The following is a 13,993-nucleotide window of genomic DNA, read 5'->3' as shown; positions in this document are numbered from 1 at the left end:
TGTGGGGGTGCAAAACCCCCACGCGCGCCTCACGCCTCACCCTGCGCCTCGGCCCGCGACTTGCCACTCACGTTCATCGCCAGCGTCGCGGCCATGAACTGATCCAGATCGCCATCCAGAACCCCCTTGGTGTCGCTGGTCTCGACCCCGGTGCGCAGATCCTTCACCATCTGGTAGGGTTGCAGCACATAGGAGCGGATCTGGTTGCCCCAGCCGGCATCGCCCTTGGCCTCATGGGCCTCGGCAATGGCCTCGTTGCGCTTGTCCAGCTCAAGCTGGTAAAGCCGCGACTTCAATGCCTTCATGGCGATGTCGCGGTTCTGGTGCTGGGATTTCTCGGAACTGGTGACCACGATACCCGTGGGATGGTGGGTGATGCGCACCGCCGAGTCGGTCTTGTTCACATGCTGCCCGCCCGCGCCCGAGCTGCGAAAGGTGTCCACGCGGATATCGGCCGGGTTCACCTCGATCTCGATATTGTCATCCACCACCGGATAGACCCAGACCGAGCAGAACGACGTATGCCGCTTGGCGGCCGAGTCGAAGGGCGAAATCCGCACCAGACGATGCACGCCGGATTCCGATTTCAGCCAGCCGTAAGCATTGTGCCCGCTGATCTTGTAGGCGGCCGATTTGATCCCCGCCTCGTCGCCCGAACTTTCGGATTGCAACTCCACCGTATAGCCATGGCTTTCGGCCCATCGCACATACATCCGCGCCAGCATAGCCGCCCAGTCGCAGCTTTCGGTGCCACCCGCGCCGGCGTTGATTTCCAGGAAGGTGTCATTGGCATCGGCCTCGCCATCCAGCAGCGCCTCCAGCTCCTTGGCCGCCGCCTTGCGCGCCAGCGCCTTGAGCGCCGCCTCGGCCTCGGCGATCACCTCGCTGTCGCCCTCCATCTCGCCCAGTTCGATCAACTCGATATTGTCGCGCATGTCGCGGCTGATCGAATCATGGGTCTCGATCGCGTCGACCAGCGCCTGACGGTCGCGCATCAGCTTCTGCGCCTTGGCGGGATCGTCCCACAGGCTGGGATCCTCGACGCGCGCATTGAACTCCTCAAGCCGGTGCTGCGCGGTCTCCCAGCCCATCCGCTGACGCAACAGCTCCAGCGAATTCTCGATTTCGGAAACAACGGTCTGGATCTCGGCGCGCATGAATATGTCCCTGCTCTGGCTCGGATGCCGGTGATACCGCAGCCACGAGGCCCCGGCAAGATCACACGGCTGTCAGTAAAGCCCGCCTGAACTCATAGACCCGAAACTCGCCTTGTCACCGACCTGCCCCTTGCGGCCGGTCGACGTGGTCACCTCGCGTACCTCTTCGGTCTCGCCGCGCTCGAAAAGATTGAGATCGTTGCCCATGGCAAAGCCGCCCGAGACGCTGAAGCCGAAAATCGGCTCCTCGCCATCGCGGAAATACTCGGCCACCACGAACTCGCCGTCCGAGTCGTCGGCCAGCCGCGCCCCGGTATAGCGGTCGATCTTGATGAAATGCCCGCCCGGCGGCACCTCGAACTGCCCGCCACCGTATTTCTTGATCGCCTCGCTCATGAACTCCTGGAAAACCGGCCCGCACATGGACGCGCCATAGGCGCTGCGTCCCAGGCCCCGCGGCTGGTCGTGTCCGATATAGCAGCCCGCAGCGATGTTGCTGGTGAAACCCAGGAACCAGACATCGCGCGCATCATTGGTGGTGCCCGTCTTGCCCGCAACGGGCACCGGCAGCTTGATCGCCCCCGATGCGGTGCCACGATCGACCACCCCCTTCATCATCGAGGTCAGCTGATAGGCGGTGATCGCGTCCATCACCCGCTCACGGCTCGACACGATCCGCGGGCCGCGGTTTTCGGGGATACCGGCATCATCACAATCCACGCAATCGCGCGGGTCGTGCTTGTAGACGGTGCGCCCGTCGCGGTCCTGCACCCGGTCGACCAGCGTCGGCTCGACCCGCTCGCCACCATTGGCGAACATCGAATAGGCGGACACCATCTTGTAAAGCGTCGTCTCCTCGGACCCCAGCGAATTGGCCAGGAACTGGCCCATGTCGTCATACACGCCGAAGCGCTCGGCATAATCGGCGACCACATCCATGCCGACCTCCTGCGCCAGCCGGATGGTCATCAGATTGCGCGACTGTTCGACCCCTGTGCGCAGCGGCGTCGGCCCGTAGAACTTGTTGGACGAATTGCGCGGCCGCCACAGCCCCTGCGGCGTGTCGATCTCGATCGGCGCATCGATCACGATCGTGGCCGGGCTGTAGCCGCTGTCCAGCGCGGCGGCATAGACAAAAGGCTTGAAGCTCGACCCCGGCTGGCGCTTGGCTTGCGTTGCGCGGTTGAACACCGAATGCTGATAGGAAAACCCGCCCTGCATCGACAGAACGCGCCCGGTATGGACATCCATCGCCACGAACCCGCCCTCGACCTCGGGCACCTGCCGCAAGGTCCAGCGCAGGAACGCGCCATCCTCGTCACGCGTCATCTTGCGTACGAAAACGACCTCGCCGCGCTTGAACGTCTCCTGAAAATTGCCGGGCAGCCATCCGATATCGGCGCGCGGCACAACATGGGGCGCATCCTCATCGGGCGCGATACCCTCGATGCCAAGACGCATCTGCTGGTCCTCGATCTCCAGGATCACCGCCGGATACCATTGGCCGTCCAACTCGATATCGCGCGCCACATCGGCCTGCTCCAGCGCCGCGCGCCAGGCGTCGTCGCTGCCCTCCAGCACCTCCTCGGGCAACACAACCCCCGTGCCGCGCCACTTGCCCCGACCACGATCATACTGCTCAAGCTGGCGGCGCAACGCGACCGCCGCCACTGCCTGCATCTCCGGGTCGATCGTGGCGCGCACGCTCAGCCCGCCGCCAAAGAATTCACCCTCGCCGAAATTTTCGCTCAGTTGGCGGCGAATCTCGTCAGTGAAATAGTCACGCGGCGGCAGGCCCAGGCTGTGGGCCTCAAAATCGCCGTTCTGCACCGAGCGCAGCGGCTGCGCCACTTCCGCTTCATAGCTGGCTTCATCAAGATACCCGTTTTCATACATCTCCTCCAGCACGAAGTCGCGCCGCTGAAGCAGACGCTCGGCATTGCGCACCGGGTGGTAATCCGACGGCGCCTTGGGCATCGACGCCAGGAAGGCAGCCTCATGCGGGGCCAGTTCGCGCAGTGACTTGTTGAAATAGGTCTGCGCCGCCGCTGTCACCCCATAGGAATTCTGCCCCAGGAATATCTCGTTGAGATAAAGTTCCAGAATCCCTTCCTTGCTCAGCGTCTCCTCGATCCGCGTCGCCAGGATGATCTCCTTGATCTTGCGCTCGATTCGCCGGTCCCCCGACAGAAGGAAGTTCTTCATCACCTGCTGGGTGATGGTCGAGGCCCCGCGCATCGTTTCGCCCCGCGTGCGCACCGCCTCGAAGATCGCCGCCGCGATCCCGCGCGCGTCATAGCCGCCATGCTGATAGAAATTCTTGTCCTCGGCGCTGATGAACGCCTGCTTGACCAGCACCGGGATATCCTCGGCCGGGGTGAACAGGCGTCGCTCGCGCGAAAACTCGTCGATGATCCGCCCCTCGCCCGAATAGATCCGGCTGATCGTGGGCGGCTTGTAATTGGCCAGCGACTCGTGGCTCGGCAGGTCGCGCCCATAGATATGCAGCACCGCACCTATGCTCAGCGCGACCAGCATCAGCCCCAGTGTAACCAGGCTGAAGATCGTGCCGAAAAATGTTCCTATCGCTCTGAGCACACGCGCCCCCGCTCGGTTGCACCGCACCATATAGGCATCCCGCCGCAAGCCGTCAAAACACATCTTCCCGGCGCGCGGAGCGCCGCTCCTTTCATTGCCGCACCAGGTCCGCGGCGGCCGCATCGGAATCGCGCCAGGCTTCCAGCCCGTCGCGCAGCGCCTGCGCCATGTCGGCGCGCCAGCCAGGATCGGCCAGGTTGGCCAGATCGCGCGGACTGGACATGAAGCCAAGCTCAACCAGCGCCGAGGGGATGTCGGGCGATTTCAGCACCGAAAACCCCGCATGGCGCAGCGGGCGCGAATGCAGAGGCAGGCCCTTTGCCCCGATGGCCGCGCGGATTTCACCGGCCAGCCGCTCGGCGCGCGGCTGGGTCTCCATCCGCGCCAGATCCATCAGCACATCGGCCACCACGTCATCCTTGCCGCTCAGATCGATCCCCGCCAGGATATCGGCGCGATTGTGGCGCTCGGCCAGCGCCGCGCTGGCCTCGTCGCTGGCGCTCTCCGACAGCGTATAGACCGTGGCGCCATGGGCGCGCCCCTCGTGCAGCGCATCGGCATGCAGCGACAGGAACAAGTCCGCCCGCATCCTGTGAGCGATCGCCACACGCCGCTCGAGCGAGACGAAACTGTCATCCTCGCGCGTCAGCACCACGTCGAAACCACCGGCGCGCACCAGAACCTCCTTCAACTCCAGCGCGAAGATCAGCATCATGTCCTTCTCGGCCAGCCCGTCCACCTCGGCCCCCGGATCGATCCCGCCATGCCCCGGGTCAAGCACCACCACCAACGGCACCTCGCCCCGCTGACGCGGTCGCTTCTCGGCCTTGAGGCCGCGCCCCGGCGCCTCCCATCCCGGCAGCGCCGGGGCACCCGCATCTGCGGCGAAATCCTCGCGCGACACGGGGCGCAGCCCCACCTCAAGACGCGCCGCGCCACTTTGGTCGTCAATCTCCATCCCGGCGCGCGCGACCGCCATCGGCGCGCCCAGATCGACCACCATGCGCGACCAGCCGGGACGGAAACCGCCGACCCTGACATCCTTCACCGCCGCGTCCTGCATCAGCGCGCGCCCATCGATCCCGCTCCAGTCCACTTCCTTGAAGTCCAGAACCAGCCGCTCGGGCGCATCCAGCGTAAAGATCCGGTACGGCACGCCCTGGCTCAGGCCAAGGGCGATCACCACGCCATCCCCGGACGCCTCTATCCCGCTTGCCTGCGCATCAAGCCGCGCCAGCCCGCTGAAATCACGCTCCTGTGCCGCCGCCAACACGGCCCAAAGGCCAAGGAACCCCGCCAACACTATCCTGATCATCTGCTCACCCGCCGCTCAACCGGTCGTCGTCGCACGCCAGACTACACGATGCGCGCAGCGATTGCACAGCCCCCGGCTTCATCTGGCCGCAAATACCTTGGGGGAGTCGCAGCTTCGCTGCGACGGGGGCAAAGCCCCCGCCTCGCGCGGTTCAGATCGCGCCGCGCGCCGCCATGAACCGGCGCAGCCGCTCCAGCCCCTCCTCGATATCGGCGCTGGCGCGTGCATAGGAAAACCGGATCGTGCCGCCCCCGCGCGCCGGGTCAAAATCAAGGCCCGGCGTCACCGCGACCCCCGCTTTCTCCAGAATTTCCGCGGCGAAGGCGCGGCTGTCATCGGTGATATGGCTGACATCGGCATAGACGTAAAAGGCGCCATCAGGCGGCGCGATCCGGTCAAACCCGGCTTTGGGCAAACCCTCCAGCATCAGCGCGCGGTTCCTGCGGTAGACCGTCATGTTGGCCTCAAGCTCGGCGCCGCATTCCATCGCCGCCAATGCGGCCACCTGGCTCGCATGGGGCGGGCAGATGAACAGGTTCTGCGCCAGCCGCTCGATCACCCGCACATGATCCCCGGGCACCACCATCCAGCCCACGCGCCAGCCGGTCATGCTGAAATACTTGGAAAAGGAGTTGATCACATAGGCCTCGTCGCTCAGCTCCAGCGCGCTCACCGCCTTCGCCTCGTACTCGATCCCGTGATAGATCTCGTCGCTGATGAAGCTCGCACCCTGAGCCGCCGCTGCCTCCATCAGTGCCGCGATCTCGGCGCGCCCCAGCATCGTGCCCGAAGGGTTGGCCGGACTGGCCACCATCAACCCCCTGAGATCACGCCCCTCCAGGTCGCCCGGCACCGGCTGCAGGCGGTTTTCCGCCGCCGTCTCGATATCCACCGGCACAAGATCCAGCGCGCGCAGGATCTGGCGATAGCTCGGATAGCCCGGCGCGCCGATTCCCACCCGGTCGCCCGCATCAAAGAGCGCCGTGAACGCCAGGATGAACGCCCCGGACGAACCCGGCGTGATCACCACGCGCCCCGGATCGAGATCGACGCCATACCATTCCCCGTAAAGCCGCGCGATACGCTGGCGCAGCGCCGGCAGGCCAAGCGCCACGGTATATCCCATCGCATCCTCGCCCATGGCGCGGGACAATGCTGCGCGCGCGCCCTCGGGCGCGGCGGTGCCGGGCTGACCCACCTCCATATGGATGATGTGGCGCCCCGCGGCTTCGGCGCTGCGCGCCGCTTCCATCACGTCCATCACAATGAAGGGATCGACCTTGGACCGGGTTGAGTTCCGCATGTCTTTCTTCCTAGAGTGTCTCCGTCACGCCCAGCTTTCACTTGGAACAGGCCCCGCCGTCAATGCAGCTTCTCCGCGCCCTCGGCCCCTTTCTCGGGCTTTTCGCCCTGATCGCCCTGACGCTCGCCAGCCCTGCGCGCGCGCTCACGCTGCTGCGCGATCCCGATATCGAATACGCGCTCAAGCAACTGGCCGCGCCGGTGCTCAAGGCCGCCGGGCTCAGCCCGACGCGGGTCGATATCCTGCTGATCGACGACCGCCGTCTCAACGCCTTCGTGGTGGATCGCGACAATATCTTCATCCATTCCGGCCTGATGCTGAAGATGAACAATCCCGCGATGCTGCAATCCGTCATCGCCCACGAGGCCGCCCATATCACCAATGGCCACCTGGTGCGCCGCCCGATCAACATGCGCAACGCCCGCACCGCCGCCGGGCTGGGCTCGGTGATGGCCGCCGCCGCCGCCATCGCCGCGGGCGCGGGTGAGGCTGCGGGCGCCGTCGCGCTTGGCGCGCAGACCACCGCGCAGCGGCTGTTCTTCGCCCACACCCGCGCCGAGGAAAACGCCGCCGACCAATCGGGCCTGCGCTATCTCGCCACCGCCGGGGTCGATCCGCAGGGCGCCGTCGAGGTGATGAATATCTTCCGCGGTCAGGAGGCCCTCTCAAGATACCGCCAGGACCCCTATGCGCGCACCCATCCGCTGTCCGCCGACCGTTTCCGCGTGATCAAGCGGCTCGCCGAAGCCCACGGCGACAAGGCCCGCGACAATCCCGAAGCCGACTATTGGTTCGCCCGCGCCAAGGGCAAGCTCTCGGCCTTCCAGCGCTCGCACAAATGGACACTGACGCGCGCCGGGGAGTCGGGTTTCGAGGATGTGAAACTGATGCGCCAGGCCGTGGCCCATCACCGCAGCGCGCAAACCTCCAAGGCCGTGGCCGCCATTGACCGCGCCATCGCGCTGCGCCCCGAGGACCCCTTTCTTTATGAGCTGAAGGGCCAGATCCTGATGGAAAGCCGCAATTTCCGCGCCGCCACAGCCGCCTATGGCCGCGCCGTCAATCTCGCACCGGGAAACGCGCTGATCCTGGGCTCCTACGGGCGCGCCCTCATGGCCGAGGGCAAGGTGTCCGAGGCTCAGCAATATCTCGAGAAATCCCGCGCGCGCGACGGGCGCGACGTCCGCGTCATGCGCGACCTCGCGGCGACCCATGCGCGCCAGGGCAATAACGGCATGGCCTCGCTGGTCACGTCGGAACGCTACGCGATGATGGGACGGCTCGAAGACGCCGGAATCCACGCCAAACGCGCCTCGGACCTTTTGCCGCGCGGCTCGACGGGATGGCTGCGCGCGCAGGATATGCTATCAGCCGCCAAAGCCGCTGAAAACAAACGGAGATGACATCCATGAAATTCGCCCCCCTGACCGCGTTGGCCGCGGTCGCCGCACTGGCCCTGCCTGCGCAAGCCTTCGACCTCCAGGACATGAGCGACGCCGAACGCGACGCCTTTCGCGCCGAGATCCGCACCTATCTTCTGGAAAACCCCGAAGTCATAATGGAAGCGGTCGCCGTGCTCGAACAGCGCCAGGCCGAGGAACAGGCCCGCGGCGACAGCGACATGATCAAGGCCCATGCCGGGGCGCTCTTTGATGACGGCCATTCATGGGTGGGCGGCAATCCCGATGGCGACATCACGCTTGTCGAATTCATGGATTACCGCTGCGGATATTGCAAACGCGCCTTCCCCGAAGTCGAATCCCTGATCGAGGCCGATGGCAATATCCGCCTCATCGTCAAGGAATTCCCGATCCTGGGCGAACAATCCGTGCTCGCATCGCGCTTTGCCATCGCGACGCAGCAAGTGGCGGGCGATGACGCCTACAAGCAGGTGCATGACGCGCTGATGACCTTCCGGGGCGACATCTCGCAACCCGCGCTTGACCGTCTCGCCGAAGGCTTCGGCCTCGACGCCGGCGCGATCACAGCGCAGATGGACAGCGACGCGGTGACCGAGGTGATCACCAAGAACCGCGAACTGGGCCAGCGGCTCAACATCACTGGCACGCCTTCTTTCGTGATGGAAGACCAGATGCTGCGCGGTTACGTGCCGCTCGACGCGATGCAGCAGATCGCCGACGACATCCGCGGCTGATGCCGCGCCTGCGCTTGACGATATCTTTTCGGGGCCTGCCGCTTGCGGCGGGCCTCCTGCTGGCGCTCTCGCACGGCGCGGCCAGCGCCGGAACCGATTTCACCGATCTTTCGCCCGCCGAACGCACGATTTTCCACCAGGAGATCCGCGAGTCGCTCCTCGGCCTGCCCGAACTCTTGCAGGATGCGCCCGCCGCACCCGCCGCCAGCCCCTATCAGGACGCCATCGACCAGGATCTCGCGCGCCTTTCGGAACGTGACCAGGCGCTGTTCGGCCCCCGCCTGCCGGGCTTTGGCAATCCCGACGCGGCGCTGCGCATCGCGCTTTTCACCGCGCCGGACTGCCCCGATTGCGCCCGCGCCGAGGCCGATCTGCGCGCGCTTGTGAAAACCCACGACCTGCGCGTGACGCTGCTTGACATCACCCGTCACAGCGCGCTGGCCGAAACGCTCGAACTCGACATGGCACCCTCCTATGTGCTGCCCGACATGATGCTGCGCGGCCACATCCCGCCGATCGTGCTGGAACGTTACCTCGCGCGATAAGTGGCACATGCGACACGGCCCGGCGCGCTGGCCGGGCCATTCTTTACCCGTCGCGCGCCTCAACCACCTCCTCGTCCCCCGTGCCCGGCCCGCGGCTCCTTATGGCGCGCGCCTGCGCGCTTTCGATCAGGCCGTTATTCACGACGCATATGTTGCCATCCCAGTGAGTGCCGCGGATGGCGCACTTGCCCCTTGTTCGCTCCGCGCCTTGACACGCAAGCCGCGCACCTCTTTTTGCACGGCACGTGCCGCTTCGCCGCGCAAGGGCGGCGATCAGCGTGGCAGCGGCAACCCGTCAGCGATCATCCGGTTCAGCGTCCTGCGATCGACATAGCCGGTCACCGGCAACCCACGCGCCTCCTGGTAACGCCGCAGCGCCGCGCGCGTGTTGTCATCGAACTGACCATCCGAGCGCCCGGGATTGAACCCCTGCGCCAGCAATTGCGCTTCGACAAGGCTGCGCGAGATCTGATTGAGCCCCAAGGCGGCTTCGGCCTCGCGCGCCTCCGCCCCGCTTGGCGCCTCGTCCCCGGTCGCCTCACTCCCCGTCAGTTCCGCCTGACGGCGCCTGGCCCGCTTCGAGAACGCGCCCTCGGGAAAATCCTCCAGGTATTGCGCATAAGCCTGCGCGCTGTCAGCCTCCCGCGCCTCCTCCCAGGCCGCTTCGTCGGCGGCCTTGGCGTCGCTTTCGACCAGTTCGCTCAGGCGTGAACGGGCGCGCCCGGCGAATTCACCATCCTCATGACCTTCAAGATACCGGCGATAGGCGGCCTTCGTGTCCTGCGCCTCGGCGCGCTCCCAAGCCTCACGGTCGCGTTCCGCCCCGATCTCCGACAGCCGCGCCCTGGCAACATCCGAAAACGCCCCGTCCGGAAAACGCTCAAGATAGGCGCGCAGACCGGCTTCGTCCTGACCACGCCCGATATCTTCCCAATAGGCGCGATCCTCGCGCTCGCGCTCGCGATCCTGTTGGCGCGCCTCCTCTTCCTGCGCGGCGCGGCGCGTGGCCGCCATCTCGCTCAGGGTGTCGATCTGCACCGCGGTCAGAAAGCCGGTGGGCTCGAAACCGTTATCGCGTTGCCAGCGCCTGATCGCACTGCGCGACCCTGGGCCAAAGATACCATCCACCCCGCGCGTATCGTGATCCAGCAGCACAAGATCACGCTGGATCTGCTGTCGTTCGGCGACCCGTAGCTCAAGCGCCGCCTCGATGCGCTCGGGGTCGCGCTCGAACCTCTCGATCGCGGCGCGCGCCTCGTCGGCAAATGCGCCCTCGGGGTATTCGCCCAGATAGGCCTCATACGCCTTGATCGTGTCCGTCTCCCGGCTCTCGCGCCAAAGCGCGCGCTCGCGCGCCGCCGCCTCATCTGCCTCGTCTGCCTCGCCCGTCGGGTCCGGGGCGACCGGCCGGTCCTGCACCAGAAAGGTCACGAGCCGGGAAAGAAAACCATGCGCCTCAAGCTCCGGTGCATCCTCAAGCATCTCGGGCAGGCTCCGGCCCGACTCGACCAGATGCCCTCCGGCAAAATCCAGGATATCGGGGATTTCGCCCGTGATCACGGTGACGCCCTGCGGCGGGTCCAGCGTGCCAATACCCTGCTCGAGTCCGACCCCAAGCGCCACGGTCACGTCCTCGGACGCGTCCTCGGGCGCGTCGCGCAGCGGCGATCCCAGCAGCACCACCGCTCCTCCCGGCGAGCGGCCCGCGATTTCCATCACCGTGTCCAGCGACAGCGCGCGCCCATCCACCGTGGCCAGCGACGGCGCATCAGCCTCGCCCGGCAGATACCAGCCCGACCCGCCCGAATGGGCGAACCGCCCGGTCAGCAGGATCACGCTGCGCTCGGGCGCTTCTTCGCCCAGCAGGCTGCCCAGGACCTCGCGCAACGCCCCGATCTCCAGATCGACACCCGACACCACCTCGAACCCGGCCGCTTCCAGCGCTTTGGCCGCGCCGGAAATATCGGCTGCGGCAGTCGCTCCGGCCTGGCCCCCATAATCCTGCGCTCCCAGGACGACAGCGCGTTTCTCGGCCAGCGCCGCTGACGCGGTGATGCAGGCGCAGGTAATCAACAGGCTCAATCTCATGGTATGAACTCCTTTCGCTCAGGGCTGGCCGCGGGTGCCAGGCACATGACCGCACCGCCCCACAGGTGTAACGCGCAACCGGGCGAATGGTTTCAATGACCCGCTACCCCGAAGGACGGGGCCCCGTGGACGCCCCCGCAGAACACCCCCTTCGCGAACAGCGCGGACAGTGCTCCCTGCCCGCCACGCTTCATCTTGCCTGAAATAATCCCGCCGGAGGCTCCCGTCCGTGCCGCCGGCGCCACGCCCGCAGGTTACTCGGCCGCAGGGCGCCCGGAGTCAGCCTCCTCGGCCTCGATCTCCGCTGCCCGCGCCTCGACCTGCGTGACGATATGGTCGATCATCTCGGCATTGGACATCTTGTGGCTGGCCTTGCCCGCAAGATAAACCATGCCGCTGCCCGCACCGCCCCCGGTAAAGCCCACATCGGTCATCAGCGCCTCGCCGGGGCCGTTCACGACGCAGCCGATGATGCTCAGGCTCATCGGCGTCTTGATATGCTCAAGCCGCTCCTCCAGCGCCTCGACCGTCTTGATCACGTCGAACCCCTGGCGCGCGCAGCTCGGGCACGAGATGATATTCACGCCGCGATGACGCAGGCCCAGCGATTTCAGGATCTCGTAGCCGACCTTCACCTCCTCGACCGGATCGGCGCTCAGGCTGACGCGAATCGTGTCGCCGATACCCATCCACAAGAGATTCCCCAGCCCGATCGACGATTTGATCGTGCCGCTGGTCAGCCCGCCGGCCTCGGTGATGCCCAGATGGATCGGCGCATCGGTGGCGTCGGCAATGCCCTGATAGGCAGCCGCGGCCAGAAACACGTCGCTGGCCTTGACGCTGATCTTGTAGTCGCGAAAATCATTGTCCTCGAGGATGCGGATATGCTCCATTCCGGATTCCACCATCGCCTCGGGGCACGGCTCGCCGTACTTCTCCAGCAAGTGCCGCTCCAGACTGCCCGCATTGACCCCGATCCGCATCGAGCAGCCATGATCGCGCGCCGCCGCGATCACCTCGCGCACGCGCGCCTCGCTGCCGATATTGCCCGGGTTGATGCGCAGGCAGGCCGCGCCTGCCTCGGCGGCCTCAATTCCGCGTTTGTAATGAAAATGGATGTCCGCGACGATCGGCACCGGGCTTTCGCGCACGATCTCCTTCAGGGCCTTCGCGCTGGCCTCGTCAGGCACCGAGACCCGCACGATATCGGCGCCCGCCTCGGCGGCGGCCTGCACCTGCGCCACCGTCGCGGCCACATCGGTCGTATCGGTATTGGTCATGGTCTGCACGGTGATCGGCGCATCACCCCCGACCGGAACATTGCCCACCATGATCTGGCGGCTCTTGCGGCGATAAATATTGCGCCACGGGCGGATTGGGTTCAGCGACATGGAATAGGCCCCCGGGGGATTCGCGTGGATCAGTCCTCGGCCCATAGATAAGGCGCATGGCGCCGCGCCGCAATCACCGCCGCCGGATCGGACCGACCGGAGCGCACTCAACCAGCCGCCCCGCGGGCGTCAATCCTGGACCACCGTATCGGTGCGAAGCTCGGCCACATAGCGCGACAGATCCTCGTCGCGCGTCATGTCGGCGACGCTGTAGGCGCCGGTCAGCTCGCCCGCCTCCAGCGCCAGATCGGCCGTCACCGCGCCGCGCGGGCCTGCGGGGCCGTAATGCTTGCCGTTCACCGCGAAATAGATCGCGCCCGATTCCCCGACGCGCAGCGTCGGCGGCTCTTCGGTCGCGGGCACGTCATACGTGTCGCCGCCATTCATGATGCCTTCGAAGATCACGCTGCCATCCGCGGCGCGCACCCGCACCCATGCCGGGCGCACCGCGACCACGCGCACACCGGGCAGAGGCTCTTCCACCACCTGAGGACTGGGCACGATCTCGGGCTTTGCTGCACTGGCATGATAGCTGCTCGAGCGATCCGCCTGGGGCAGGTCGGGGCGCAACGTGCCGACCTGCGCGGGATCGAGCGTCGAGATCGGCGCATCGCGGGCCACCATCACCGGCACGTCCAGCGCCTCGGGACGATAAAGCCGGTCCAGCCGGTCAAGATCGGGGGCGCGGAACTCGCCATCCGCCTGCGCCAGTTCGTCGGCGTCATCCTGGCCCGACCGGCGCGCGGCGTTGTCCAGCGGATCGAGATCGGCCAGAACGTCGGGCGTGTTTTCGACCGGCGCGAATTGCACGCGCTGCACTTCGTTCAGCACCGCCCAACCGCCATAGCCGATGGCCGTTATCAGGGCGACCAGCACCATGACCGACCCGATCGCACCGGGCTCGATCCTCGACAGCACCCCTTCGGAAACGGGCGCAAAGGGCGTGTTGGGTGATATCAGCGGATCGGCATTGCGCGCGGGCTTGTCACGTTTCGCGGCAAGGCCCTCGCCCATCGGCTTGCGGATCGACGACGCCTCGGCCGACATGCCATGCGCGGTGGAGAATCCGCTTTCGCTGCAGAATGCCTGGAAGGCGCGGTCGGGATCCATGCCCAGGTAACGCGCATAAGAGCGCACGTAGCCCGGAATGAAGCCGGGCGTATCGAAAGCGTCCGGGTCGGCGTTCTCGATCGCGGCCACATATGCGGCCCTGATGCGCAGTTCGCGTTCCACATCCAGAAGGGATTTCCCAAGGGTTGCGCGTTCGCCGCGCATAAGGTCGCCAAGGCGCAGATCGAAGTCGTCGAACCCGCGGGGTTCAACTTCCTGTTCTTCGGCCTTGCGCGAAAAACGGCGCCCTATCATGCAGCCTGCCCCTCGAAACGTCTGGATGTTTCCGAACGTCCCGATTCGAAAACTCCACTCTTGTTCACACAAAAAT

Annotated in this window: 10 protein-coding genes; 3 read left to right on the top strand and 7 right to left on the bottom strand. The window is 66.0% G+C overall.

Annotation, left to right across the window (positions count from 1 at the left end; genetic code table 11):
• Nucleotides 1–29: 29 nt before the first annotated feature.
• The 4 genes from prfB to N5A93_RS17175 form a co-directional block, all read right to left on the bottom strand.
• Nucleotides 30–1,157 carry a peptide chain release factor 2 gene (gene prfB, locus N5A93_RS17190; protein WP_268956327.1) on the bottom strand — a complete coding sequence of 376 codons (1,128 nt, stop codon included), beginning with the start codon at nucleotides 1,155–1,157 and terminating at the stop codon, nucleotides 30–32.
• Nucleotides 1,158–1,229: 72 nt separating this feature from the next.
• Nucleotides 1,230–3,755, bottom strand: coding sequence for a penicillin-binding protein 1A (locus tag N5A93_RS17185; protein WP_268956326.1), 2,526 nt, complete (start codon nucleotides 3,753–3,755; stop codon nucleotides 1,230–1,232).
• Nucleotides 3,756–3,846: 91 nt separating this feature from the next.
• Nucleotides 3,847–5,070 carry an N-acetylmuramoyl-L-alanine amidase gene (locus N5A93_RS17180; protein ID WP_268956325.1) on the bottom strand — a complete coding sequence of 408 codons (1,224 nt, stop codon included), beginning with the start codon at nucleotides 5,068–5,070 and terminating at the stop codon, nucleotides 3,847–3,849.
• Nucleotides 5,071–5,221: 151 nt separating this feature from the next.
• Nucleotides 5,222–6,373 carry a pyridoxal phosphate-dependent aminotransferase gene (locus N5A93_RS17175; protein ID WP_268956324.1) on the bottom strand — a complete coding sequence of 384 codons (1,152 nt, stop codon included), beginning with the start codon at nucleotides 6,371–6,373 and terminating at the stop codon, nucleotides 5,222–5,224.
• Between the two features lie 62 nt (nucleotides 6,374–6,435).
• On the opposite strand from N5A93_RS17175, the gene N5A93_RS17170 reads away from it, so the two are divergent.
• From N5A93_RS17170 to N5A93_RS17160, 3 genes are read left to right on the top strand one after another with little or no spacing between them, the layout of a single operon-like run.
• Nucleotides 6,436–7,776 carry a M48 family metalloprotease gene (locus N5A93_RS17170; protein WP_268956323.1) on the top strand — a complete coding sequence of 447 codons (1,341 nt, stop codon included), beginning with the start codon at nucleotides 6,436–6,438 and terminating at the stop codon, nucleotides 7,774–7,776.
• Nucleotides 7,777–7,781: 5 nt separating this feature from the next.
• Nucleotides 7,782–8,528 (top strand): DsbA family protein, encoded by a 747-nt coding sequence (locus tag N5A93_RS17165; RefSeq protein ID WP_268956322.1) that lies wholly within the window; start codon nucleotides 7,782–7,784, stop codon nucleotides 8,526–8,528.
• A 14-nt stretch (nucleotides 8,529–8,542) separates the two neighbouring features.
• Nucleotides 8,543–9,073, top strand: a complete 531-nt coding sequence (locus tag N5A93_RS17160; RefSeq protein ID WP_268956321.1) for a thioredoxin family protein — start codon at nucleotides 8,543–8,545, stop codon at nucleotides 9,071–9,073.
• A 273-nt stretch (nucleotides 9,074–9,346) separates the two neighbouring features.
• On the opposite strand, the gene N5A93_RS17155 is transcribed toward N5A93_RS17160, so the two are convergent.
• The 3 genes from N5A93_RS17155 to N5A93_RS17145 form a co-directional block, all read right to left on the bottom strand.
• Nucleotides 9,347–11,161 (bottom strand): peptidoglycan-binding protein, encoded by a 1,815-nt coding sequence (locus N5A93_RS17155; protein WP_268956320.1) that lies wholly within the window; start codon nucleotides 11,159–11,161, stop codon nucleotides 9,347–9,349.
• 254 nt (nucleotides 11,162–11,415) lie between these two features.
• A complete protein-coding gene (ispG, locus tag N5A93_RS17150) occupies nucleotides 11,416–12,552 on the bottom strand; it encodes a flavodoxin-dependent (E)-4-hydroxy-3-methylbut-2-enyl-diphosphate synthase (RefSeq protein ID WP_268956319.1) in 1,137 nt (378 codons plus the stop codon).
• Between the two features lie 129 nt (nucleotides 12,553–12,681).
• Entirely contained in the window at nucleotides 12,682–13,917 is a 1,236-nt protein-coding gene (locus N5A93_RS17145; RefSeq protein WP_268956318.1) for a helix-turn-helix domain-containing protein, read from the bottom strand.
• Nucleotides 13,918–13,993: the final 76 nt, after the last annotated feature.

The sequence above is a fragment of the Roseovarius salincola genome (assembly GCF_026891095.1).
GTDB lineage: Bacteria > Pseudomonadota > Alphaproteobacteria > Rhodobacterales > Rhodobacteraceae > Roseovarius > Roseovarius salincola.
Note: the sequence above shows the minus strand (reverse complement) of the source record. Positions and strands in the feature narration are given on the sequence as shown.

Bases quoted from the DNA above. Each gene is read 5' to 3' on its own strand.
- N5A93_RS17180 (WP_268956325.1), bottom strand. From the start codon at position 5,070: ATGATCAGGATAGTGTTGGCGGGGTTCCTTGGCCTTTGGGCCGTGTTG.
- prfB (WP_268956327.1), bottom strand. From the start codon at position 1,157: ATGCGCGCCGAGATCCAGACCGTTGTTTCCGAAATCGAGAATTCGCTG.
- ispG (WP_268956319.1), bottom strand. From the start codon at position 12,552: ATGTCGCTGAACCCAATCCGCCCGTGGCGCAATATTTATCGCCGCAAG.
- N5A93_RS17170 (WP_268956323.1), top strand. From the start codon at position 6,436: ATGCAGCTTCTCCGCGCCCTCGGCCCCTTTCTCGGGCTTTTCGCCCTG.
- N5A93_RS17175 (WP_268956324.1), bottom strand. From the start codon at position 6,373: ATGCGGAACTCAACCCGGTCCAAGGTCGATCCCTTCATTGTGATGGAC.
- N5A93_RS17145 (WP_268956318.1), bottom strand. From the start codon at position 13,917: ATGATAGGGCGCCGTTTTTCGCGCAAGGCCGAAGAACAGGAAGTTGAA.
- N5A93_RS17165 (WP_268956322.1), top strand. From the start codon at position 7,782: ATGAAATTCGCCCCCCTGACCGCGTTGGCCGCGGTCGCCGCACTGGCC.
- N5A93_RS17155 (WP_268956320.1), bottom strand. From the start codon at position 11,161: ATGAGATTGAGCCTGTTGATTACCTGCGCCTGCATCACCGCGTCAGCG.